This window comes from Sorangiineae bacterium MSr11954 (genome assembly GCA_037157815.1).
Lineage (GTDB): Bacteria > Myxococcota_A > Polyangia > Polyangiales > Polyangiaceae > Pendulispora > Pendulispora albinea.
On record CP089984.1, the window covers coordinates 2203715 to 2226936 of the forward strand.

General features: G+C 67.7%; 23 protein-coding genes. 14 read left to right on the forward strand and 9 right to left on the reverse strand.

Annotated features, from left to right (window positions below; translation table 11 throughout):
* Positions 1 to 305: 305 nt before the first annotated feature.
* The 5 genes from LZC94_09035 to LZC94_09055 all read left to right on the forward strand — a co-directional run bounded on the left by LZC94_09035 (position 306) and on the right by LZC94_09055 (position 3394).
* On the forward strand, positions 306 to 884 hold the full coding sequence (locus tag LZC94_09035) for a hypothetical protein (GenBank protein ID WXB17413.1): 579 nt from the start codon (positions 306 to 308) through the stop codon (positions 882 to 884).
* A 90-nt stretch (positions 885 to 974) separates the two neighbouring features.
* Positions 975 to 1688, forward strand: a complete 714-nt coding sequence (locus LZC94_09040) for a hypothetical protein (protein ID WXB17414.1) — start codon at positions 975 to 977, stop codon at positions 1686 to 1688.
* Positions 1688 to 2224: a TlpA family protein disulfide reductase gene (locus LZC94_09045; protein ID WXB17415.1), complete on the forward strand. Its 537-nt coding sequence runs from the start codon at positions 1688 to 1690 to the stop codon at positions 2222 to 2224. Before LZC94_09040 ends, LZC94_09045 begins: the two co-directional genes overlap by 1 nt.
* 91 nt (positions 2225 to 2315) lie before the next feature.
* The gene (locus LZC94_09050) at positions 2316 to 2771 is read left to right on the forward strand and encodes an Lrp/AsnC family transcriptional regulator (GenBank protein WXB17416.1); all 456 of its coding nucleotides are present in this window, start codon (positions 2316 to 2318) and stop codon (positions 2769 to 2771) included.
* Between the two features lie 5 nt (positions 2772 to 2776).
* On the forward strand, positions 2777 to 3394 hold the full coding sequence (locus LZC94_09055; GenBank protein WXB17417.1) for a LysE family translocator: 618 nt from the start codon (positions 2777 to 2779) through the stop codon (positions 3392 to 3394).
* A 6-nt stretch (positions 3395 to 3400) separates the two neighbouring features.
* On the opposite strand, the gene LZC94_09060 is transcribed toward LZC94_09055, so the two are convergent.
* Positions 3401 to 4939: an acyl-CoA synthetase gene (locus tag LZC94_09060; GenBank protein ID WXB17418.1), complete on the reverse strand. Its 1539-nt coding sequence runs from the start codon at positions 4937 to 4939 to the stop codon at positions 3401 to 3403.
* Between the two features lie 737 nt (positions 4940 to 5676).
* Here LZC94_09060 and LZC94_09065 point away from each other — a divergent pair.
* On the forward strand, positions 5677 to 6816 hold the full coding sequence (locus LZC94_09065) for a saccharopine dehydrogenase NADP-binding domain-containing protein (protein ID WXB17419.1): 1140 nt from the start codon (positions 5677 to 5679) through the stop codon (positions 6814 to 6816).
* 36 nt (positions 6817 to 6852) lie between these two features.
* Here the strand turns inward: LZC94_09065 and LZC94_09070 are convergent, their stop codons facing one another.
* Positions 6853 to 7404 carry an XRE family transcriptional regulator gene (locus LZC94_09070; GenBank protein WXB20363.1) on the reverse strand — a complete coding sequence of 184 codons (552 nt, stop codon included), beginning with the start codon at positions 7402 to 7404 and terminating at the stop codon, positions 6853 to 6855.
* A 90-nt stretch (positions 7405 to 7494) separates the two neighbouring features.
* Here LZC94_09070 and LZC94_09075 point away from each other — a divergent pair, with 90 nt between their 5' ends.
* The 3 genes from LZC94_09075 to LZC94_09085 are packed head-to-tail and all read left to right on the forward strand — an operon-like array spanning position 7495 to position 9585.
* Complete coding sequence (locus LZC94_09075) at positions 7495 to 8286, forward strand: SDR family oxidoreductase (protein ID WXB17420.1); 792 nt, start codon at positions 7495 to 7497, stop codon at positions 8284 to 8286.
* On the forward strand, positions 8286 to 9350 hold the full coding sequence (locus LZC94_09080; protein ID WXB20364.1) for an S-adenosylmethionine:tRNA ribosyltransferase-isomerase: 1065 nt from the start codon (positions 8286 to 8288) through the stop codon (positions 9348 to 9350). Before LZC94_09075 ends, LZC94_09080 begins: the two co-directional genes overlap by 1 nt.
* Positions 9351 to 9402: 52 nt before the next feature.
* Complete coding sequence (locus LZC94_09085) at positions 9403 to 9585, forward strand: hypothetical protein (GenBank protein WXB17421.1); 183 nt, start codon at positions 9403 to 9405, stop codon at positions 9583 to 9585.
* A 56-nt stretch (positions 9586 to 9641) separates the two neighbouring features.
* Here the strand turns inward: LZC94_09085 and LZC94_09090 are convergent, their stop codons facing one another.
* Genes LZC94_09090 through LZC94_09100 form a run of 3 tightly spaced genes read right to left on the reverse strand, consistent with a single transcriptional unit; the run spans position 9642 to position 11950 of the window.
* On the reverse strand, positions 9642 to 10703 hold the full coding sequence (locus tag LZC94_09090) for a hypothetical protein (GenBank protein ID WXB17422.1): 1062 nt from the start codon (positions 10701 to 10703) through the stop codon (positions 9642 to 9644).
* Complete coding sequence (locus LZC94_09095; GenBank protein WXB17423.1) at positions 10700 to 11674, reverse strand: alpha/beta hydrolase; 975 nt, start codon at positions 11672 to 11674, stop codon at positions 10700 to 10702. The genes LZC94_09090 and LZC94_09095 overlap by 4 nt, the downstream gene beginning before the upstream one ends.
* Before the next feature lie 30 nt (positions 11675 to 11704).
* Positions 11705 to 11950 carry a TIGR04563 family protein gene (locus LZC94_09100; GenBank protein WXB17424.1) on the reverse strand — a complete coding sequence of 82 codons (246 nt, stop codon included), beginning with the start codon at positions 11948 to 11950 and terminating at the stop codon, positions 11705 to 11707.
* Between the two features lie 288 nt (positions 11951 to 12238).
* Between LZC94_09100 and LZC94_09105 the strand changes: the two genes are divergently transcribed.
* Positions 12239 to 13609 carry a S41 family peptidase gene (locus tag LZC94_09105; GenBank protein WXB17425.1) on the forward strand — a complete coding sequence of 457 codons (1371 nt, stop codon included), beginning with the start codon at positions 12239 to 12241 and terminating at the stop codon, positions 13607 to 13609.
* Between the two features lie 121 nt (positions 13610 to 13730).
* Here LZC94_09105 and LZC94_09110 read toward each other — a convergent pair whose 3' ends face one another.
* Positions 13731 to 15050 (reverse strand): hypothetical protein, encoded by a 1320-nt coding sequence (locus tag LZC94_09110; protein WXB17426.1) that lies wholly within the window; start codon positions 15048 to 15050, stop codon positions 13731 to 13733.
* An 88-nt stretch (positions 15051 to 15138) separates the two neighbouring features.
* On the opposite strand from LZC94_09110, the gene LZC94_09115 reads away from it, so the two are divergent.
* Both LZC94_09115 and LZC94_09120 read left to right on the forward strand, forming a co-directional pair.
* The gene (locus tag LZC94_09115; protein WXB17427.1) at positions 15139 to 16440 is read left to right on the forward strand and encodes a hypothetical protein; all 1302 of its coding nucleotides are present in this window, start codon (positions 15139 to 15141) and stop codon (positions 16438 to 16440) included.
* 110 nt (positions 16441 to 16550) lie between these two features.
* Positions 16551 to 17474: a hypothetical protein gene (locus LZC94_09120; GenBank protein ID WXB17428.1), complete on the forward strand. Its 924-nt coding sequence runs from the start codon at positions 16551 to 16553 to the stop codon at positions 17472 to 17474.
* A gap of 445 nt (positions 17475 to 17919) precedes the next feature.
* Here LZC94_09120 and greB read toward each other — a convergent pair whose 3' ends face one another.
* The gene (gene greB, locus LZC94_09125) at positions 17920 to 18387 is read right to left on the reverse strand and encodes a transcription elongation factor GreB (GenBank protein WXB17429.1); all 468 of its coding nucleotides are present in this window, start codon (positions 18385 to 18387) and stop codon (positions 17920 to 17922) included.
* Between the two features lie 25 nt (positions 18388 to 18412).
* Positions 18413 to 20878 (reverse strand): hypothetical protein, encoded by a 2466-nt coding sequence (locus tag LZC94_09130; GenBank protein WXB17430.1) that lies wholly within the window; start codon positions 20876 to 20878, stop codon positions 18413 to 18415.
* A 78-nt stretch (positions 20879 to 20956) separates the two neighbouring features.
* Between LZC94_09130 and LZC94_09135 the strand changes: the two genes are divergently transcribed.
* A complete protein-coding gene (locus tag LZC94_09135; protein ID WXB17431.1) occupies positions 20957 to 21544 on the forward strand; it encodes a group 1 truncated hemoglobin in 588 nt (195 codons plus the stop codon).
* 84 nt (positions 21545 to 21628) lie between these two features.
* Positions 21629 to 22294: an O-methyltransferase gene (locus LZC94_09140; protein ID WXB17432.1), complete on the forward strand. Its 666-nt coding sequence runs from the start codon at positions 21629 to 21631 to the stop codon at positions 22292 to 22294.
* Positions 22295 to 22337: 43 nt separating this feature from the next.
* On the opposite strand, the gene LZC94_09145 is transcribed toward LZC94_09140, so the two are convergent.
* A complete protein-coding gene (locus LZC94_09145) occupies positions 22338 to 23222 on the reverse strand; it encodes a LysR family transcriptional regulator (GenBank protein ID WXB17433.1) in 885 nt (294 codons plus the stop codon).

Sequence of the window (23222 nt, forward strand, 5' to 3'; positions counted from 1 at the left end):
GACCCGGGCATGAACCTCCGGGGAATCGGCTGCGGCCTTAACGGGCGGCGTTGGAGCTGAGGAGAAAGGCGGAGATGGCATACGACGAGACCATCAGCGGGAGCGGCAAGTGCTGTCAAGAATGATACGGCAACCCTTGCTCTTCGCCCGCCATCGAGGCCGTGGAGGGTGTAGTTTAGCTAGGAACCGCGGGGGCGACGTACTAACCTCTGCCAGCTCTTCGATGTGCTGCGCACACGAAAGTGAGACCTGCTTTGCCTCCGACTGACCCACAAGAGCCCGCTCTCGGCGCTTGGCGGGTGTGGTTGCAGGCGCTCGCGAGCGATGCCGAGGCCGCGTGGGCCGCCGCGCTCACCTACGGCGATCTTCCGCGCGACATTCGGGAGACCTGGCTCGATGCCCTCGATGCCGACGTTCCCACCCTGGGCGTACCGCCCGTGGCGATTTACGCGCCACTCCTTGGCGTGGAGGGGGACGAGGAGCTTCGCCTTCGCATCGTGCGCGCGATGGGGCCGCTGGAGGGGGATTGCCCCTGGCGGGCATGGTTGGGCGAGACCTCGGCCGCGGCGCCGGACGACCGCAGCGCGTGCACCATCGTGCTGGTGCGCTCGCTCTACCTGCACTTCGTGGAGCTCTTGATCTGCCGGGTCGGCTCGGGCGACGAGCTCCACTCGGTGACCCACGAGCCGCTCTCCGACGGCCGCTCCTTCACCGACGGCGCCGAAATCGACGGCGCGCCCTACGGAGGAGGGACCTTGCGCCACGTTCCCCTGGACGACGCGGTCGAAGTCCTCGCGCACGCCATCGTGGCCCACCGCCGCCAGGGACACCCCGTGCCCGACGTGATGACCAAGTTCGTCGACTTGTTCACGTTCCGCGGATAGGGCCGGAAATAGGACGATCCGGCGCGGAACTCTTTCGATGCGAAAGCGCCTTCTTTGCTAGCCTTGCGCGCACAAGGCAGAAGGTGATCGGTGGACGAGCGGGACGCGAGCGCGGGCGAGAAAGAAGCGGCGGGGCTGTCGAACCGGTGCGGCACGTGCGCGCGGTTCGTGAGGGTGACCGAGTCGATCGACGCCAACGGTGAGGTGCACCGCACGGGCGATTGCTTGCTCGGCGTGTGGCCCTCGCCGCTGCGCGAGACGAACACGTGCTCGCAGTACGTGATGCGCGGCACGTTCGCCGCCTTCGCCAAGAGCGCGCGGCGCCCCGAGCGGACGCGCACGGAGCGCAGGGCGCGCACGGAGACGCGCGGCCCTGCGTCCGCCGAGGTGGATGGAGACGAGGACATCGCGGCAGCGGTGGAGATTCCGGAGGAGTTGCTCGATATGGATGCGGACGAATTTCGGCGGGTGCTTCGGTACGTGATTCGCGACGAGCTCGGGGTGAGCGAGGTCAAGCTGGGCGGTCGCTGGACCGGCGGCGAGGTGATCCTCAAGCCGGGCAAGGAGGGGACGGCGGAGAAGCGCGTCCCCATCGAATCGCTCTTCCACAAGATCGTGATGATCCGGGACCGGCTGCGCGTGCTCGAGCAAAAGATCAACGGCCACCCGCAGCTCTCCGACGAGGACAAGGTGCAGATGCAGCAGTACGTGACCCAGTGCTACGGCTCGCTCACCACCTTCAACGTGCTCTTCGCCGAGAAGGAAGACGGCTTCACCGGGCAAAAAGGCTCGAAAGAGGACTGATGCGGGCGCCTCGCGTGGCAGTCGCGGTGCTGGCTTTTCTGTTGGGCGGTTGCGCGCTCGGGTGCGGCAGCGAGAAGGCCTCCACGCCCGTCGGCGTCTCCCAGGTCCCGGTCGCCCCCGACAAGCCGCCGCCGATCTTCCAGTACGCCTCGCTCGACGGGCGCCCGGTGAGCTCCGCCGCCATGCGCGGGCGTCTGGCGGTGATCGCCTTCATCACCACCTGGGATCTCGCGAGCCAGGCGCAGGTCGACTTCCTGGTCGCCATGGCCAAGAACGACGGCGATCGCGTGGCCTACGCGCTGGTCACCTTGCAAGAGCGGCGGGACCGCGAGCTCATCGAGATGTATCGGAGCAAGCTGGGGGTGACCTTCCCCGTGGCCCTCGCGGACGCCGAGACCATCGCCGGCGGCGGCCCCTTCGGCGACGTGCACTCGGTGCCCACCGTGGTCGTGCTCGGTCGCGACGGCCGCATCCTCTGGCGCAACGTCGGCCTGGCCCGAAGCGATGAAATCCGTCGCGAAATGCGCGGTCGCTGATTTTTCGTAAGCCGTTGGGTTGATTTTCGATGGAAACATCGAACAATGCGCCATTGTGCTTTCGAATCGTAAGGCGGATCGCCTCGATGCAGTGGATATCAAGATTCTGCGCCTGTTGGCTGCGAACGGCCGTATGAGCTGGGCCGATATTGGCGCGGAGCTCGGGCTCTCGGGTCCGGCGGCGGCCGAGCGGGTCAAAAAGCTGGAGCAGCTGGGGCTCGTCCGCGGCTATGCGGCCCTCCTCGACCCGGGCGAGCTGGGGCTCGGGGTGACGGCCTACATCGCGGTGCGGCTCGATCGCCCGGCGCACCGCGCGGCGTTCTTGAAGCGCATCAAGCGGGAAGAAGCCGTGGTCGAGTGCCATCACATGGCGGGCGACGACGACTATTGGCTCAAGGTGCGCGTGCCCGATCTGCGCGCGCTCGAGATCCTGGTGAGCGACACGCTCAAGTCGATCGAAGGGGTGCTCGGCACCCGCACCTCCATCGTCATGTCCACGGTGAAGGAGAGCGCGACCCCGCCGCTCGATCATCTGGAGCAAGGCTAGGCGCGATGGTCCCCGTCTTCGTGAAGGCCCTTCTTCTGGGCTTCTCCGTGGCTGCGCCCGTGGGCCCCATCGGCGTTTTGTGCATCCGCCGCACCTTGACCGACGGGCGCCGCGTGGGCTTCTTCTGCGGTCTCGGCGCTGCCACCGCCGATGCCCTGTACGGCTTGGTGGCCGGTCTCGGCGTGGCCGCCATCTCCTCGTCGTTCTCCGCGCAACAGCGCATCTTCCGCGTCGTGGGCGCTTGCTACTTGGCGTACCTCGCTTACTGCACCGTGCGCGCCGAGGTGCCGCGCGAGGGCGCCAACGCGGCTAAGGTGGCTGGCGGCGGCGCGCTTTCGGCGTGGCTCTCCACCTTCGGCCTCACCGTGACGAACCCCATGACCATCGCGGCGTTCGCGGCCATGTTCTCGTCCTTCGGCATCGTGGCCGGCGCGAGCGTGTGGGATGGCACCTTGGCGTTGGTCGCGGGGGTGTTTCTGGGATCGGCGGCGTGGTGGTTCACCCTCAGCGGTGGGGTCAGCTTGGTGCGGCAGCGGCTTTCGCGGGCGCACCTGGTTTGGGTGAACCGCGCCTCGGGCGTGTGCCTCTTTGGATTTGCGCTGGCGGCGGTGCTTTCGCCGTAGCCAGCCTTAGCTCGCCTCGTGGGCCGGCAGCCACTCGGCGATCAGCCACCTCGTGAGCTCCGGCTTCTGCACCTTGCCCATGGCGTTGCGGGGCAGCTCGCCCAGGAGCGCGATCTGCTTCGGCACTTTGTACGGAGCGAGGCTTTGCTTGGCGAAGGCGCGGAGGGGCTCGGAGGCGCACTCGCCCTCGCGGCCTTCGTGGGGCACCACACAGGCGATGACCCGGTCGCCCCAGTTTTCGTCGGGCACGCCCACCACGGCCACCTCGCGGATGGCGGGGTGCTCGCGCAGCGCCTCTTCGATCTCGAGGGCGCTCAGTTTGTAGCCGCCGCTCTTGAGGATATCCACGCTGGTGCGGCCCAGGATCTTGAAGTAGCCGTCGCCGTCGCGGGTGACGGTGTCGCCCGTGCGAAACCAGGGGCCTTGGCCGTCGTCCGTGATCACGAACGCGTCGCGCGTCGCATCGGGGCGCTGGTAGTAGCCGGCGAAGACGCTGGGGCCCGCGATCCAGAGCTCGCCGCTCGCGGCCTCTGCGCCTTGGTCGTCGACGATGCGCGTTCGCACGGTGGGGAGCGGGAGGCCCACGTGACCCGGCTTGCGAACGCCGTGCACGGGGTTGGTCATGCCGACGCCGATTTCGGTCATCCCAAAGCGCTCCACGGGGATGATGCCGGCGATGCTCTGCCAGCGTTCGGCGAGGGTGACGGGCAGGGCGGCGCTGCCGCTGGTGGCCAGGCGAAGGGCGCGGGCCGCCTGCTGCCAACCGGCTCGAACCTCGGGCTCGGCTTTGTCGAAGGCCGCCAGAAGGCGCGTGTACATGGTCGGCACGGCCATGAGCACGGTGGCGCGCGGCAGCTCGTTCCAGATGCGCTGCGCGTCGAAGGTGGGGAGCATGCGAATGGTGGCGCCGGCGCCGAGCGCGGTCAGCAGCGCGATGGCCAAGCCGTGCATGTGATGCAGAGGCAGCGCGTGGAGCAAGGTGTCGCCCTCGCCAAAGCCCCAGGCCTCGGCCACCACCCGCTGTTGGGTGGCGAGGTTCTCGTGCGTGAGCACGGCGCCTTTGGGCTTGCCGGTGGTGCCGCTGGTGTAGAGCTGAAGGGCCGCCGCGTCGGGCGCGAGGGCCGGGAGCACCGCGTCGTCCGCCGGCTCGGAGAAGCGCGGATCGTCGGTGCCCAGCACGCGCCGGCCGCGTGCGACCTCCTCGAGGCGCGGGGCCAGATCGGGGGAGACGAGGACCGTCTTCACCCCGGCATCGTCGCAAAAGTAGAGCATTTCGCGCGAAGGGTGCAGCGGCGAGAGCACGGTAACCACGCCGCCGGCCATCAGCACGCCGAAGAACGCGGCGACGAAATGTCCACCGGGCGAGACGAACACGGCGACGCGTTCGCCGCCCAGGCTCGATGCGGCCGCCGGGCCATTTGCTCCGCGCGGGGCCTCGGCGAGCAATGTTTTCGCGATGGCGCGTGCGCGTGCATGAAGCGCGGAATAAGTCCAGGTGCCTTCGTCGTCCTCGATTGCGATTCGTAGGTCGTTGCGCAGTTCCATCGCTTGGCGTCGTAGCATGCGGGCCCGAATCTTGCGCCGTTGACGGGTCGATTTGAATTCCTATTATGCGGTGTTGTTCCCTCTGCCCGGTTCGATCTTGTCGGCATTCGTGACTCCTACAGGCGTGAATTCGGGGGATTAGCGGTCGCTCTGTGAGCACGCCGGGCCGCGCGTCAAAACGCGGATAACTCGGAAGCCTGATGCGCGACCATTGGTTTCCCACCTAGCCGTCAGGGCTAGGGGTCATGCAAGCCGGCGCCGGCCATGGCGGTACGGAACGCTTTTGAAATCCACGAGCGACGAGCTCGTGGATTTCGCTTTTTTGTGCCTCGATCGCGAGGCTGGTGCCGAGCTTCGGCGCGGTGCGGAGGGCTCCGCGCGGTGCGGAGGGCTCGGCGTGCGTGGAGGGGCTCGGGGTGCGCGGAGAGCTCGGCGCGGTGCGGAGGGCTCGGCGTGCGTGGAGGGGGCTCGGCGGGTAGCCGATGAACCTGCGGATGACGTCGCCCCATCCCAAACTCCGTCCCAAAAACGGAACGCGCCGACAGGCCCTCCGCGCGCAAGCTCGACCTGCCGCTGGTGGCCGCCCACGACGCCCACGACGCGTGCTCGGCCGCGCCGTGCTCGAGCATGTTCGTGCAGCCGATGAACTCGCCGGCTGAGACGCTCGGTGCAGGACGTGCGCGATTCGTTCGCGCCTCCGCGGGGCGCGTGCAGGAAAGCCGGCTCGACGTGGTGCGGTGAAGGGGATTAGAGTCGGCATGCTCATGGGGCGCGCACGCGCGGATGTTTTGGTCTTTGGGGCCACGGGATTCACTGGGAGGCTCGTCTGCGAGGCCCTTCGTGCGCGCGGGATTGCATTTGCCGTCGCCGGACGGAATCGGTCCAAGCTCGATGCGCTGTCGCGGGCGCTCGGGGGGGTCGAAACGGCGGTGGTCGATCTCAAGGACGCCGAGACCATCGTTCGGGCGCTCGGCGATCGGCGCGTGGTCTGCGCTTGTGCCGGCCCGTTCATCGAGGTGGGGGAGCCCATTCTGGCGAGCTGCGCGCGCATGGGGATCCACTATGCCGACACCACCGGCGAGCAAAGCTTCGTGGCGCTGGCGGTGCTTCGTTACCGTGCCACCGCAGAGGCGAGTGGAGCCTGCATCGCGCCCTCGATGGCCTACGAGATCGCGCCCGCGGATTGGGCGGCGCACGTGGCGGCCGAGCGGGTCGGCGGTGCGCCCGAGCGGCTCGACATCGTCTACATGCCCGGCGAGGGCGGGAGCCTGGTGGACACGACCACGCGGGGAACCAAGCTCAGTGTGATGTCCATCTTCGCGGGGGAGAGCCGGCAGTTCGTCGATGGCGCGCTCCGCCGGGAGGCACCGGCCACCGTCGTACAAACCTTCGACACCCTCGACGGCCGGCGGGTGACCGCGCTCTCCATCCCGAGCCCGGAGACCATCGTCGTTCCCGGCCACACGGGCGCCCGCACCGTCCGCACCTTCATGACCATGGGCCGGGGCCCCGCGCGCCTGCTCCAAAAGACGCGCTCCTTTGCGCCGGCCGCCGTTCGCCTCGCGCGCCCGCTGCTCGCGCGCGCCATCGGTCGCTCCAGCGAGGGCCCCGAGGGCGAAGCGCGCGCCATGCCGTTCCATCTGCTCGCCGAAGCGCACCGCGCCGGCCGCACGGCGCGCGTCTTCGTGTCGGGCCGCGATCCGTACGGGCTCACGGCCGAAATTCAGGCGCTCTATGTCGCGCGCGCGCTCGCCGGCGCCCTGGAGGTGCGCGGCATCGTGGCCCCGAGCCAAGCCATCGCGCCGCGCGATGCGATGGAGGCGCTTCGCCCGAGCGGCCTCGAGCTCGCCATCTTCGACAACGGCTCGCCGATCTAGCCGCGTCGCCTCGGGCCGCCTCGCCGGTTCCGGTGCCTAGCCGCGCGCGAGCGCCACCACCGAGTACGCCACCGCGGGTCGCTCGCCCGGGTTCGCGTAGGAGTGCCGCTGATCGCCGCGGAAGGCGACCAGATCGCCGGGCTCGAGCTGCCAGCGCTCGCCGGCGGCGACCAGCACGATGCTGCCGCTCTCGCACGTGAGGTACTCGCGCGTGCCGGGCGTGTGCGGCACGCCGCTCATCTGGCTCCGGGGCGGCAGCTCGAAGCGGTCGATTTCCATCCCCGGGATGGCGTCCGGAAGCAATTTGCGCACGGTCACGTCGCCGCGCTGGCGGGTGCGGAGCTCGTCGCGCGGGTAGAAGGCGCACGCGGCGCGCGGGGTGGAGATGAGCTCCTCCAAGGTGACTTGAAAGGCCTCGGCCACCGCGTGCATCACGGACAAGGTCGGGTTGGCGGTGCCGGATTCGACGTTCGCCCAGGTGGCCCTCGGTACATTGGCCATCTTGGCCATCTGCTGCTGCGTCAAGCCCCGCGCCTCGCGCAGCTGACGGATGTTCTTGCCCAGTCGGGTAGCCAGCTCCTCGGTCATGACGACACGATGGATCGCCGCCAATAGATTGGCAAGCTTGCCATCGGAGTGGCAGGCGAGGCGCACCATCGGGTCCAGGAGGACGCGATCATGGACTGGAATGGACGAGGCGTAGTGATCACGGGTGCGAGCCGGGGCCTTGGCGAACGGCTCGCACGTTGGTTTGCAAAGCGGGGCGCGCAGGTCGCCTTGGTGGCGCGCGGACGCGAGGAGCTCGAGCGGGTGACGGCATCCATCGTGGCCGAGGGCGGTCGCGCGCACGCCATCGCCGCCGATGTGGGCGACAAGGAGGCCATTTACGGCATCGCCGGCGCGGCGGCGGAGCTCGTGGGGCCCATCGACGTGGTGGTGCACGCCGCGAGCAGCCTGGGGCCTCTGCCGATGCCGCTCCTGCTCGACACCGCGTGTGAGGATCTTTTGGCGGTGCTCGAGACGAATTTGCTGGGGCCGTTCCGGCTCACCAAGGCGCTGGCGGGGCCCATGGTGCTGCGCGGCCGCGGGGTGGTGGTGTTCGTGAGCTCCGACGCGGCGGTGAACGGGTACCCGCGCTGGGGGGCCTACGGCGTGTCCAAGGCCGCGCAAGATCACCTCGGGCGCATTTGGGCCGCGGAGCTCGAAGGCACGGGGGTTCAGTTTCTGAGCATCGACCCCGGCGACATGAACACAAAGATGCACCGCGACGCGATCCCCGACGCCGATCCGGCGACCCTCCTGGATCCCGCGGTGGTGGCCGCCCGCATCGGCACCATCCTCGCGCATCGCCATCGCATTCCCAGCGGCACCCGCTTGGAGGCCCGCACCGCGGCCGCCGACGACGAGCACGCGAACGAGAACAAGGACGCGAACGCGAAGAAGAACGAGAACGAAAGGAGCTCCGTATGATGCACGCTGCAACGTGGCCACGGGAGCACCCGCTCGAGGAGCGACTGCTCCACATCGATCCAAAGGCGGGCACGATCCGCGACGCCAAGGTGGGCGATCTGCCGGCGATGATCCGGCCCGGCGATCTCGTGATCGTCAACGACGCGGCGACCCTGCCGGGATCCCTCTTCGGCCGCACAGCCTCCGGCGATCCCATCGAGCTTCGTCTGCTGGCGCGGCAAGGCGCTCCATCCCGATGGAAGGCGGTGCTCTTCGGCGCGGGCGACTGGCGGACGAAGACGGAGGACCGCCCCGCGCCCCCACGGCTCGAGGCGGGCGACACGCTGATCCTCGGTCGCTCCGACCTCCGCCTCGAAGGATGGCGCGATCCGCGCTCCGACCCGCACGTCGAAGCCCGCATCGAAGCGATCGACCCCGCATCGCCTCGTCTGGTCACCTTGCGGACGGACGCGACGTTGCACGATCTGTATCGCATCGGAAGGCCGGTTCAATACGCGTACCTGGAGCGCGATCTGGCGCTCTGGGACGTGCAGACCGCCTATGCCGCGCGCCCTTGGGCGGCGGAGATGCCCTCGGCGGGTCGTCCGCTCACCTGGGGTCTCTTGCTCGAGCTACGCCGGCGCGGCGCCAAGCTCGCATCGCTCACCCACGCCGCGGGGCTCTCGTCCACCGGCGATCCCGAGCTCGATGCGCGCCTTCCGCTGGCGGAGCGCTACGACATCCCGGCCGAGACGGCGGCGGCGATCCAAGCAGCGCGGCGCTCGGGGCAAAGGATCGTCGCCATCGGCACCACGGTGGTGCGCGCGCTCGAAGGTGCCGCCAGCGCCCACGACGGGCGCGTGCCGCCGGGCGAGGGCGAGACGAACCTGCGCATCGGGCCAGGGTTCGAGCCGCGGATCGTCGATGGGCTCCTCACGGGGGTGCACGATCCGGCGGCGAGCCACTTTGCGCTGCTCGCCGCCTTTGCGCCCCGGGAGTTGCTCGCCCGCGCCTACGAGCACGCCGAGCGGGGAGGGTACCTCGGTCACGAATTCGGTGATTCCTCGCTCATTCTGCCGGCCTGAGCGCGCTACCCCCTTGCATCCGAGCCGAAAGTGAGCTTCCTTCTCGCGCGATATGGCGACCACGAAAGCATCCACGTCCGAGCGTACCCTGGCAGATCTGCGAAAAGACGACCTGATCGAGGGCGAAGACGACGTCAGTGGTCCGAAGCTGGCCGTCATCGGCGCCATCGCCCTCGCGGTGGCCCTGGTGTTCCTCTACTCGATCAGCCCGTACAGCGGCATCGTCCTTCCCTGAGCGGGAAGGCTGGTTCCTGAGCTTCTTTAGCTCCTGAAGCTCCCGAGCGGCCCTCGCTACGGGAAGAACAGAACGGCGGGCTCGCCGTGGGCCGCGATTTTCTTGTCGATGGCGGCAAGAACGGCCGTGCGGCGAGCAAACACGCCTTGGAGGACCGCGGGGCTCAGCAAAGGCTCGCCGGGTGACTCGTCGCCGATGGCGCGCGCGAGCGCACCGGCATCCAGCTTGCGCAGGGCTTCGACGAAGCTCTTCGAAAAGCGCTCGGTGCGCTGGAGGAGGGCCGTTTGCCGCGCGAGAGGACCCGGCGGGACGGGGTCGAAGAAGGCGCCGTCGTTGTCGATGAAGAGCAGGTGCCCGCCCGGGCCATTGGCCCCCATGTTGCCGCCGCTGAATCGGTCCCAGTTGCCGGTGATGAGATCGAAGGCGATCACCGTGGAGATGTCGCCCGCAATGACTCGATCTTTCTCTGGAATGTCGGCCCCGGAGAAGAGCCAGCGCTCCCACTCGGCGCGGGTCTTTTCGCTCTCGATGGGGAAAAATTCCAGCTTTGGAATCCACGGAATGAGCGCGCCACGCACGCTCCCATCGGGCTCGCCGAGGAGCTCGGCCTCCAGCAAGGCGGAGTCTTTGCCCTGGGCGGCCTTGTTCAAATCCTCGCGGGCGATGCGGATCGGGAACGCGATGGGAACGTTGTAGTGGAGCCCCAGCTCTTGGGCGAGGCGGTAAGCCGCGACCTCGCCGCGGTAGCGCGTCTTTCCGCGCTTGGAACGAGGCTTCCACGCAGCCCGCTGGCCGTTCGAAAAATCGACCTTGAACACCACCGACGTGTGGCCAATCGACTTGATGGCCTTGGGGGTAGCCCCCGCAAAGGTACCTTCGTTCGGGTTCGCACCCGCCCGCATCTCCTCACCGTTGCGCGCCGCGACCCCCGCATCCTGCGCTTCTCCCGCCGCCGGTGGCGCGTTCGGCGCATGGGCAGCACCGCTTTGCGCCGCCGGTGCACCTTCGGTCGCCGATTCGGACTTGCGCGCATCCTTGCCGCACGCCGCCAGGAGCAGCATGAGCGCCACCAGGCTCGGGCGACATCCCCCACCGCGGGGCACGCGCACGCCCGTCATGTCCCGGGCTCGCGCTTCGCTGCCGGAAGGACGCGCGTCTCCAGAAACTCGCGGATCTTGGCGTCGACCATGTCGTGTTGTTCGAGGGCGGCCACGTGGGTGCCGTTCTTGACGACCATCAGCTCTGCGCCGGGGATCCCCTTTGCCATCGACTCGGCCAAGAAAGGTGGGGTGAAGGTATCGCGCTCGCCCGTGATGATCAGCGTGGGCACATCGATTTGCCCCAGGTAATCGCCCGCGGTGTGCTCCCCGGCGGCGCGAAGCATCCGCAGAAAGAGCGGGAAGTCGACGTGGGGCACGTGTTGCATGTACGGCATGATGTCTTCGCGCTGAACTTGGGTGAGATCGATCTCGCCGATGCGGGCCGCGACATTGAACGCCAGCTCGGGCGGGATCCGCGACCACAAGGCACGCACCACATCGGGGCGGTTGAGGGCGAGATCGAGGAGCTTCGGCAGCAGCATGTCCAGCAGAGGCAGCCCCTTGAAGGTGCTCGTCAGCTTGCCGAACGTTCCGCAGATGAGGATCAGTCCGCGAACGTTATCGGGGTGACGGCGATAGCCTTCGAGGGCCACTTGGCAGCCCATGGAGTGGCCCACGAGCACCGCGGGCGGATCGCCAACTTTGCGGCGCACGGCCATCAGATCGTCGGCGTGCGCCGCGATGTCGATCCGTTCTGGATCGTGCGGCGCTCCGCTTCGTCCGTGACCACGGTAGTGCCAGTGGGTCAGCGAAACGAGGTCAGCGAGATCGTTCCATAAGTACTTCCACACGAACCCGTCGCAGAGGATGCCATCGCAAAGGAAAACGCGAACCTCGTCCTCGGCTGCAGGCGGGAGGGCCTCTCCTTGGACGGTGTCCGAACGCGGGGCACGCGTTCTCGAGCGAACAAAAAGCTTCGTCTCGTCGTCGGCTACGGCGAACGATTGCTCTTCTTCGGCGGCCCCCACCGGTGCAGCCTCCGGGTTCACGGGAAGCGAATTACACTCGACCAGGATAGCTTACTCGTCGGTGTCGTCGTCGTCGCCCCCTTCGACGTCATTGACGCTAGGGAGCTTTTTGATTTCAAGACGCGAGATCTTCCACGCCCGCTGTACGACCCAGGAGAGTGAGCGGTCGAGGCGGGCGGCCTCTTCCTTAATCTCCTGGAGCATCGACTCTGGGAAGTAGAGGCTTTGCTTCCTTTTGTCGGTCTTGGATTCTACATTCCGAACGCTACCGGTCGGGTCTTTGTCACCAATGCCCAAGGTCGACCTCCATTTTCCGTCCAACTACCACCCCAGAGTACCAGCTATTTTTTGCGCCTGACTACGATAAACAGCGAGGACCAAAAGGTTTGCTAGCATCGATAGGTGAGGACGGACGAAGCAAGCCTGGGTGATCCCGTGAAATACAGCTCGAAATCGTCGGAGGATGAGCTTCCTAAGTCTGCCGAGATGCAGCAAGAACGACATCGGGCAGCCTTTTTAGAGGCCTTTTCGAGCAACGGCAACGGGCGCAGCAGACGACGAGCAAAGCTCTTCCGTGGCGCGTTGTTGGGCTTACTCGCTTTCGCCGGCGGGCTAGTCGGCACGGTTATCGCGTCGCCTCACGCAGCGGCCACCCCGCAGGGGGAGAACCCGTACGCGGCCACCCTGCAACTCGGGCGGGTGCTCGTGCAAGTCGAGAACAATTATGTCGATCCCGTAGAACGCACGCGCCTCGTCAACGGCGCGATTGCGGGGATGGTGCAGCAGCTCGATCCGCACTCGACGTACTTGCCGCCCCAGGAGTTCGCCGCGTTTCAAGACGATACCGAAGGAAAATTCGGCGGCATCGGCATCGAGGTCGATCTGCGCGGCGATGGCATCACGGTGCTGGCGCCCATCGAGGGGACCCCGGCCGAGCGCGCCGGCATCCGCAGCGGCGATCGCATCGTGGGCATCGACGGCGAACAGGTCGTGTCGTCATCCCTGGACACGATGATCAAGCGCATGCGCGGCAAGCCGGGCACCCACATCAAGCTCACGGTGCATCGCGAAGGGCACCGCGAGAACATCCCGTTCGATCTGGTGCGCGAGGTCATTCACGTGCCGAGCGTGGCATCGCGGCTGCTCGACGGAAATATCGCGTACGTGCGGATCAAACAGTTCCAGGACCGCACCCACGAGGAGCTGCTCCGCGCCGCGGGGCAACTGCGGGCGCAATTGCAGCAGCGGACGACCAACGGCGCCGCGGCCTCGGCAAAGGGCGTCCCGGCAAACAATGTGAACGGCGTGCTCCTGGACATGCGAAGCAACCCCGGTGGCTTGGTGGACGAGGCTGCGGCGGTGGCGGATGAATTTTTGAGCAGCGGTGGGATCTACACCACGCGCCACCGCGGGCAGACGGTCGACGATGTGCGCGCGCGGGGCGGTGGTGCGTTCAGCGATGTGCCCGTTGTCATTTTGGTGAACGAGTGGAGTGCCAGTGCGTCGGAGCTGGTGGCCGGGGCGCTGCAAGACAACCGCCGCGCGCTGGTGGTGGGCTCGAACACCTTTGGCAAGGGCAGCGTGCAATCCATCCTGGAGCTACCTGGCGGCGCCGGGCTGCGGCTGACCATCGCGCGGTATTACACGCCGAGCGGACACTCGATTCAGGCCGATGGAATTCACCCCGACGTGGTGCTCACCGCGGCCAAGCCGGCCGATCCCGGCGCGTTCAAGCCCTTGCACGAGCGCGATCTCGAGGGCCACTTGGCGGGCGAAGCGCGAAAAGGTCCTTCCGCGCCGGTGGGCGCGGTGCGCATGGCCCCCGCAGGAGCAACGCTCGACCCGACGGAGAGCCGCGAGGTGCCGGCCGATCCCACGAAGAGCAAGGACTTTGCCCTGCGCACGGGCTACGAGCTCTTGCGGGAGAAGGTGGGCAAGGGACCGCTGGTGCGGTGAGAGGCCCTTGTCGCGGCGACGGGAGCTCGTCGCGGTGAGAGGCTGGTCGCCGTGAGAGGCTGGGCGCCGTGAGTCTCGTCGCGGTGAGATGACGCCGTAGGGCGTCTCCCCAGTAGGGCGCTTACTCCCCGAACGCGATTCCGTCCGGGTACACGCCGACCGCCCATCGCCGCACCACGGCGAGGGTCTCGGGATCGAGCTGCAGCACGCTGCCCTTGTTCACATGGTCGCCCTCGCACACGAGGTACACGCGGCCATCGTTGGCGCGCCGGATGGCGTGGGGCGCTTGGCATGTCTCGCGGGGGAAGGTCACCCGCTTCTCGACGGCGCTGCGGGCGATGTCGATGCGCGCAACTCCATCGGGGCTCTGCAGGGGCGCGAGGATGACGTTGCCGCCCGTGTAGTCCGACATGAACACGCGGGCGCCGAGGGACAAGGTGCGCTCGGGGAGGAAGCGCCTGCGCTCGCGATCGAAGATGCGAACGTCGGTCCCTTCGAGGTTGGCCACGATGATCTCGCGCTCGTCGGGGGAGAGCAGCGCCGAGTAGGGACCGTAGCGCGGTGCGCCCAGCACGCCTTGCGTGGGGCCGAGCGGGTAGCGCGAGGTCGGTAGACCGGGGGCCGTGAGATCCACCAGCGCCAGCTCGTCGGATCCGTAGCACGCGACGATGGCGGTGCGGTCGTCGCGCGTGGTCACCACGCCATGCGGCGCGACGCAGATGGCGCGCGATCCGATGCGCTCCAGGGTGCGCGTATCCCAAATTTGCAAGGTGGCATAAAGGCTGGCCGGGGGCCCACCTGCGGCGGCGGCGGTCATCGCGCGCTTCATGTCGAAGTGGGTGACGAGGGCGCGGGCGCGATCGTGCGTGAGAACGATGTCGCCGGGGTTGTCGTCGACGTCCTGCGCCGTGTACGGGCCCCAATTGCCCAGCGCAAAGCGCGCGATCTGCCCCGCGGTGCTGGCGCGCCCGTGGGCGGCGTGCGGATCGTTCTTGGAGGCCGCCGCCTCGGCACCTGGTACGGGCGCATGGGCGAGCGCAACGAACAAGGCGCCCGACGTGGGATCGACGGCGAGGTGGTGCGGCGCCGGGTGCGTGCCCCATGCGCGGCCGCGCGCGGGATCGGCTGCGATAGGGACATCGGTGACGGTGGGGCCATCGCGATCGATGACGCTGATGGAGTCCGAGCCATTGTTGGTGATGTAGGCCGCGCGCGCGGGCGGCGTGCTCACCTCGACGCGGGGTGCGTCGACCTTCTGGTTGGAGCGCGAGCCCGACGAGCCCGACGCATTCGACGAGCCGGACGAGCCTTGCGATTCACGCGGGGTGCGCGAGCAACCCATCGTCTGTGCGAGCGCGAGGGTCATGGACGCGCAAGCTGTGTATGTGCAAAACGTGTAAAAGATGTCGGTGCGCAGCTTGTCGCGTTTATCGCATTTCATGCGTGTCATGCGTTCTAGACGGAATATGCGTTTCGAAGGTCGGGCGCGTTTCGTGGGGTTCGTGCGAGCTCTTCCTCCGCGTGCGACGATGCGGCTCGTCGTCATCCTGGCCTTACTTTACCCGGAGCGCGACGCGCGCCCAAATGGTCGCTTTCCCGAGGCGCAGGTGCTGCTCACCGTTCCCGGCGAGAACCCTGCGAAGACGCTCTACCTGCGGACCACGTTCGGTGTGTTGATGTCGCAAGACGCCGGTACGAGCTGGCGTCTCGTGTGCGAGGCGGCGCTCGGCTTCTCCGGCACATGGGATCCACCGCTCGCCGTTGCGCGCAATGGAAGCCTCTTCGTCGGTCTGTCCGATGGTTTGCGCACGATGCGGGACGGCTGCGCGGGGACCGACGTGGCCGCGCTGCATGGCGAGGTCATCGCCGATCTGACGACCGATGCGCGCGGCGAGCTCGTTGCCGGCATCACGGCCACGCCCAATCGACCAACGCGCATCTTCTGGATCGATCCGCGAACGATGGCCGTGCAAGCGCACCCCGCGGGCGCCGAGGGGTTCAAGCTGGAGACCCTGGAGGTGGCGCCCTCGCGGCCCACCCGGGTGTACGCCACCGGCGTTCCGACCGGTGGGGGACCGCGCGCTCACTTCTTTCGCGGTGAGCGCGGTCAGAAGCTCGTCGAAGTTCGTGCCGCGTGGCCCTTCGATGCGCTCCTCTACATCGCGGCCATCGACCCGCACCGGCCCGAGCGTGTGCTCGTTCGTGCGCTGTACGCCGAGGGGAGCGATGTGCTCCTGACGAACGACGGCGGCGCGACGTGGAAGAGCGTGCTGCACGTCCCCAGCTCGATGTTCGGCTTCGCCAAGAGCGAGGATGGCACCCGCTATTTTGCGGGCTCGGGCGATCCGCAGGACGGCGTGTACCGCTCGCGCGACAGCGGCGAGCACTGGGAGCCGATCGCCCACGTTCGCGTCTACTGCCTGCACTGGCACCAGCCGGATCTGTTCGCGTGCTCCACGCCTTACGGGAAGAGCGCGGCCTTTGCGGCGGCCGTCTCGCACGACGAAGGCGCGACCTTTGCGCGGCTCACGGGCTTCGACGACATCGCCGGACCGGTCGCGTGCGAAGGGAACGTGTGCGCGGAGCCATGGACGGCGATTCGCCCGACATTGGTGCCCCAAACGACGGAAGCTCCCGATGCCGGCGCAGCGGCCGAATCGCCATCGACGGCGTCGACTGCAGGCGATGCTTCGCTCCATGCGCCCGACGCGTCGTCTACGGGCGAGGGCTCGCGTGGACTTCGTGCTCTGGCCGCAGTGGCCGTCATCGTTGGTGCGTTGGTCGCGGGCTTCGCCGTTCGACGCGGGCGGCGGAGCGTGGATCGCCGTTAACCGGTGCAAAGGCGATCGGGTGCCCCAGTCGTGCGTGTGGAAGCGGATGAATTGCCGCCAAGGTCGAATGGATCATCAATTGCAAACCGCCCAGCACCATGCGGAAATCCATGATGACATTCGCCTTCGGCGTGGCTGCCGTATCGATGCTCGCCTGCGCGGGATATTCCGGGTCCGAGTTGGATAAAGACAATAGGGACAAGGGAGATATCTCCGGCGACGACGATTCTTCGTCGGGCAGCGGAAACAACGGTGGCAGTGGCAAGAACGGGGGGAACAACGGAGCAAATCCCGGGTCGGGCAACGGCACGGGCGGTGGTGGTGGCAATGGCACCGGCGGCGGTGGCGGCAACGGAGGAGGGGGCGGAGGCGGCACCGGTGGAGGGGGCGGAGGCGGAGGAGGCGGCGCCGCCAAGGGCTTCGACGTGGCGCTCGATAAAACGAGCAGCGACACGGAGCTTCTGCAGAAGTCGAGCTACACGGTGACCCTCACCGGCAAAGAGGGCTTTGCGGGCAACGCCACCTTGAGCGCCACGGGGCTCCCGGCGGGCGCCAAAGCGACCTTCACGCCTTCGTCGATCGCCATTGGGGCCGGCCCCGTCACGGTGAAGCTCGATATCGACGGCGCCAATACGACCGGCGCGTCGATGGTGAAGGTCATCGCCGCATCGGGTACCGTCACCCCCGAGGCGACCCTCGCGCTCAACGTGAAGCCGCGGCTGACGATCAACATCCCCAACAACGCGCCGTCGGCCCCCAACGTCTTTGGGTCGCGCGAGATCGTGGTGCATCACCCGACCATCGGCGCGGGCGCGAACGCCCTGGTGGTGACCTTCGTCAACAAGGACACCTCCAAGGACCACATCATTCACTCGAGCAACACCCGCAATGGCTTCGCCCATGGCGATGTCGGCCGGCCGATCGGGCTCAATGAAACGACGGTCCGCAACGTGAGCGGCACCGGCGATTACCCGGTCTACCTCCACGATGACAACAAAACCGACCCGAGCACCACCATCCGCATTCAGCCGTAACGAACCGGCGGCGCCGCCGCGAAGTCGTAACGATCCGGCGCCGCCGCGAAGCCGTAACGAACCGGCGCCGCCGCGAAGCCGTAACGAATCGGCGCCGCCGCGAAGCCGTAACGAATCGGCGCCGCCGCGAAGCCGTAACGAATCGGCGCCGCCGCGGAGCCGTAACGATCGGCGCCGCCGCGAAGCCGTAACGATCGGCGCCGCCGCGAAGCCGTAACGAATCGGCGCCGCCGCGAAGCCGTAACGAACCGGCGCCGCCGCCGCGAAGCCGTAACGAATCGGCGCCGCCGCGAAGCCGTAACGAATCGGCGCCGCCGCGAAGCCGTAACGAACCGGCGGTGTCCGCGAAGCCGTAACGAATCGGCGCCGCCGCGAAGCCGTAACGAATCGGCGTCGCCGCGCGAACCCGCCGTGAATCGGCGTCGTGAACCGGTGGCGCCGCGATTCAGTAACGAATCGATACGATGGTCAGCTCGATCTCGCCATTGGGCCTTCGCAGCATGACCACATCCCCCGCTTCTTTTTTGAGCAACGCACGCCCGATGGGCGAGCGCCAACTCACGTCCCCGCGATTCAGATCGATCTCGTCCTCGCCCACGATGCGGTAGGTCGAGCGAACCCCCTCTTCGTCCTCCACCTCGACCGTCGCACCGAAGAAGATTCGGTCGGTGCTGGCCGGGGTGGTGACGATTTGGACGGCCTCCAGCCGCTTGGTTAAAAAGCGCATGCGGCGATCGATCTCGCGCAGGCGCTTTTTCCCATAGATGTACTCGGCGTTTTCGCTTCGATCGCCTTGCGCGGCCGCGTCGGATACCTCTTGGACGACCTTGGGGCGCTCCTGCGATCGCAAATGCGCGAGCTCGTCTTGCAGGCGCTTGGCGCCCTGTTTCGTAATGTAGTTCGGCTCGGACATGAAGGCGGGCCGACAGGGCGGCGCGTTAAGGAGTTCGTTCGCGGTGGGCGCGGTTCTTGACCTCGAGGTAGTAGCTTACGAGATCGCGCTCGCGATGTCCCTGGGATAGAAAGCGCAGCACCCGGCCGAAGGGCCATACGCGCGTCTTGGGCGGAACGACCATGGCCCAGTAGCCAATTTCCGTGGGGGCGATGTCCACCCAGAGCGCTTCCAGGTTTCGCGCCAGGATCTCGCTCAAGAAGGCGCCATGGCGGCGCACGAAGCGGTTCTCTTCGCGGGTGCGGATGACCCCGTCGGGGAAGCGATCGCGCAGCACCATCTGCATCTGCTCGATGCCCTCCACCGTGGTGCGAAGGTTGGTTTGGTACTTTTCGCGGTACTCGCGGCCGAGACGGCGCGCCATGTGTGTAAAGAGGATGCGCGTCTCCAGCGAGGTGCGCGGCAGCTCGTCCTCGATGGGCGCGATCTGGCCGTGAAGGCCGGGCGGAAGGCTCAACGTCTCCGCCAGCTCGGCCGGTACCGGCTTGAGCGGCGGTAGGCGAAGGGTGGACGGAATGCGAACGAGCCCCGGCGGATCGCTTTGAAACGCGGGCCGCGATGCGCCGCGCATGGCCTGGGCCGGGTTCGTCGAGGGCAAACCCGTGGGGCCGCTCGGCGTGGGCCGCGATGGAATGACCGGCGGCGCCGGTGGGCTCGCCGGGAGCAGCTTTCGCTGGGTGACGAGCGCCAGCGGCGTGGAGGCTGACGGTTCGAGCTTGAGCGTTCGATCCGGATCGAGCTTCGGCGGCTGCGGAATGGGCGGGGGCCGGCTCGACACCGGTTTTCCGGTGGGCGAGGTGTCCTCCGCCACATTCATCTTTTCGGTCGGCGGACCGCTGCTGGCCGGGCCCGTCTTCTCCGTGGCCGGGCCCGATTTGTCGGACCCCGGTTCTTGGCTGCTCGCGAGGACCCGGCCCGCCTTTTTGCTCGACGGCGGTGCGGGCGCCTGGGAGAGGCGCGCCTCGATGGTGATCACCTTGGCGACCGGGACCATCGGCACCGTTTCGAGGTACGGCTTGCCGTTGAGCGCGCCGCCGGCCGCACCTGTGGAAGCCCATGCGCGCGTGCGCCGCGAGCGGAGCTCGTGCGACGGCGGCTCGCTGCAGACCGAAGGAACGGTGATGGGCGGGGGAGGCGGGCGCGAGAGCGAGGAGGGCCTTGGCACCGCGTGCCGCTTGCGGTGCAGCGCCAGCGCAAAGCGCGCCGAGGGGCGATCCGTGGACGCCACCTTGATGTTGCGCTGCGACGGTTTCACATGGGCCTCGCCTTTGGTTCCGTTGGACGGCGAGGCCTGTGGAATCTTCATGGAGGAGCGCTTGGCATCGTCCCACCCCATGTCGAGCGGCGAGAGGAGCGAGTCCCCGCGCTCGCGATGGTGCGGAGCATGGCTGCTCCGGGCCGATGCGGGCGGCGCACCGTTCAAGACCAGGATGTCATCGGCCCGATCGCGCGTGGTGCGCGACGACTGGGTGCTGAGCAAGACCGCGCGCGCAAAAGGCACCGCGCGATCGGGCTCGCCGGCGGCCAGCCAGGCCTGCGCCGCGAGCAGCGAGAGCTCGGGAAACGCTTGGGTCGCGCACAGCGACTCCACCCGCTCGGCGATGATGCGCGGCGGCTCGGAGCCGAGGAGCAAGGAGGCGCGCGATCGCAAGTACACGGTGACGGGCCGCTTGCCGCGGCTCTTCTCCAAGGTCTCGATGCGCTCGATGGCGTTCGACAAATCGCCGTTTCCAAGCCCTAGCTCGATGTCCCAAGCTTCGGGTTCGGAGAGCGGTCCTGCGGTGGGGGGCGATGACACGTTCAACGACTGTTGGATGCGCGAGAGCCGTTCCTGCGAAAGTCCTTTTTCGATCAACAGCTCCAAAAGATCTTCCGTTCGGCGCGGGGTCGGCTCCGCTTTCGCAGGCGCTTCCAGCTCCCGCATGGCTTTCACGACATCGACCACACGTCCTACATCGCCGCCTCGATTCGCTCCTGCCGTCGAATCTTCCAGTCCGGAAAGATGTACCGGTGTGTTCTCGGGTACGCCGCTCAAGTGACCTGCCAAGGCGAAGGCTTGCAAGGTGGTTGCCGCGCCCTGTCCCAGCCCCAGGCACTCCACCAGCGCGCGCAAATCGAGCAGCAGACCCTCGTAGCCGGGTGGCTCGTCGCCGCCGGCATGGTGGATATAGCCGTCGAAAAGCTCCGCGGGCCCCAGCTCGGGGAGCATCTGCCGCACCACATCGCCCCGCGCAAAGGGGTAGGCGATCGCGCGCACGGCCAGGGTGGCATCTTCGAGGACCTGCGGGGTGATACCCAGCGCGTTCAGTCGCGCGCGAGCATCGCCTGCGGTCGTGAAATATCCACCGTCACGGATTTCCCAGGGTACGAAGAGCGCGTGTTCGGCCTCCGGTGCACCTCCCTCTGCACGGAGCACCACGCGATCGCCAATTTGGAGTGTGCATACGGACATCGTTGCCGGAACCGTATAGTAGGCGAGAATTGTGGATCTTTGTAGGAGAGGGCGCCTATAACCTCGAAGGCACCCCTCATGAGACTAAGCTCCCTTTTTGGTCCAAACGTTACGACAAAACGGGCGATTCAGGCCGCGCTGATCTCGACGGCCATGCTCGGGTCGTTCGCGGCTTTCGGCGCAGGTTGCGGTAGCAAAAAGCCGCCCACTCCGCCGGAGCCCGCTCTCATCGAGACGGCCGATGCCGGGCCGCCCCCCGAGCCGGAAGATGCCGGTCCTCCCGCCCCCAAGTCGCTCTACGAGCGGCTCAACGGACGCGAGGGTATCGACAAACTGGTCGATGCTCTCGTGCAGAATGCGAGCGCCGACGGCAAGCTGAAAAAGTCGTTTGCGAAGTTGAAGGGCGAGAAGCTGGAGAACTTCAAGAAGAACCTCGCCGAGCACATCTGCGAAATCGCCGGCGGCCCTTGCAAATACACGGGCGGCGACGTGAAATCGCCCCACGACTCGGTGAACATCAACGACGCGCAGTGGGATGCGTTCGTCCAAGACTTCAACGCCGCCGTGGACGAGGCCAAGATCGACGAGAAGGACAAGAACGAGCTGATCGCCCTCTTCGCCGAGCTTCGCGGGGACGTGGTCGCGTCCAAAAAGTCGAAGAAGTAACCTTCGACCCCGCTCGCGCAGCAAAGCCCAAGACCGTCGAGCCGCCGCACGTCGCTGCGCCCATCGCTTTTCGAGACCTTTGCCATGAAAGCTGCGAGCGACGCCATCCTCCGCCCCGAGCAAGCGGCCTACCTCGAAGCGCTGGAGCCGCCGCGCGACGCGCTCCTGGCCAAAATGGAGGCGCGCGCGGCCGAGCGAGGCTACCCCGTGAGCGATCCCGAGGTGGCCTCGTTCCTGGCGGTCACCGCGCGGGGGGCGCGGCCCCGTTTCATCGTGGAGCTGGGCACGAACATCGGCTACGGGGCCATCGTTCTGGCGCGCGCGGCCGGTCCCGACGCGCGCGTGCTGACCTTCGAGCTCTCGCACGATCTCTGCGAGGAGGCCCGCGGCTTCATCGCCGAGGCGGGGCTCGAGGCGCGGATCACCGTGCGCCAGGGGGCCGCGCTGCACGAGCTCGAGAAGGTCGAGCAGCCCATCGACCTGGCGTACATCGATTGCGTGAAGGAAGAGTACCCGCGCTACTTGGAGCTGCTCGTGCCGCGTCTCTCGCCGCACGGCATCATCGTGGCCGATAACACGCTCTGGTATGGGCACGTGGCCCGCTCGGTGGTGCCCGAGGCCCAACGCGAACGCACCGAGGCGCTGCGCGCGTTCAACCTGGCGCTCGTGCAGCACCCGCTCCTGCGCGCGGTGGTGCTGCCGCTGGGCGATGGCGTGGCCTACGCCGTGAAGATGCCGGCGGTGTCGTAGGCCACGGCAACGTGTACGTGGACGGGGAGAGCGCGGAGCTCCCTCAAGGTTTGCGGCTCAAGGCGCTGGCGACGGCGTCGACGGCGGGCTCGGTGCCGCGCTTGGAGGTGCGCTGCAGGAGAAAGAGCTTGCGCGCGCCGAAGTCCGGGATGGGGCAGGGCTCGACGCCGCGCGCATCGCCCAGCCCGAGCTCGGGGATGATCGCCACGCCCTCGCCCGCGGCCACCAGCGCGAAGATCGCGGGGAACTCCTTGATGACATGGGCGATGTCGGGCTCGAACTTGCCGCGCTTGGCCAGCCGTTGGAGCGCATAGTCGCACGCGGTGTTCTCCGGCGCGGCCACCCAGCGCAGCCCCGCCAGCGACTTGGGGGTCTGCAAGGTGCGCGCGATGCTCGAAGGCGCCACCACGAAATAGGGATCGCGCCGGAACAGGCGAACGGCGATGCCGCTGGCGATCGGCTCGGGCTCGTCGTCGTCGCGCTCTTCGACCACCAAGTCGACCTCCCCGGTGCGCAGGGCGCGCTCGACCCCGATGCCGTGAAGCTCGATGACCATCGGGATCACGCCCGGCTGCTCGGCGCGCAAAATGGGGAGCGCCTCGATCACCAGCCAGCGGATGGCGCTTTGAAAGGCCGCGATGCGCACCACCCCCGAGACCCGCCCCGTCGCCTGCGCCACCGCGCGCCCGGCCGCCACCAGCTCCGCCTCGATGCGCTCGGCGTGCGCGGCCAGGGCGAGGCCCACGGCGGTGGGGGAGAGGCGCCGGCGCGTTCGATCGAAGAGCTCCACCCCCAGCTCCTCCTCGAGGCCGGTGATCTGTTGCGACACCGCCTGGGGCGTAAGGTGCAGCGCGCGCGATGCGCCGACCACGCCCTCGCAGCGAACGACCGTCAGGAGAACCCGCAATCTTCGGGGATCCACGTCCAT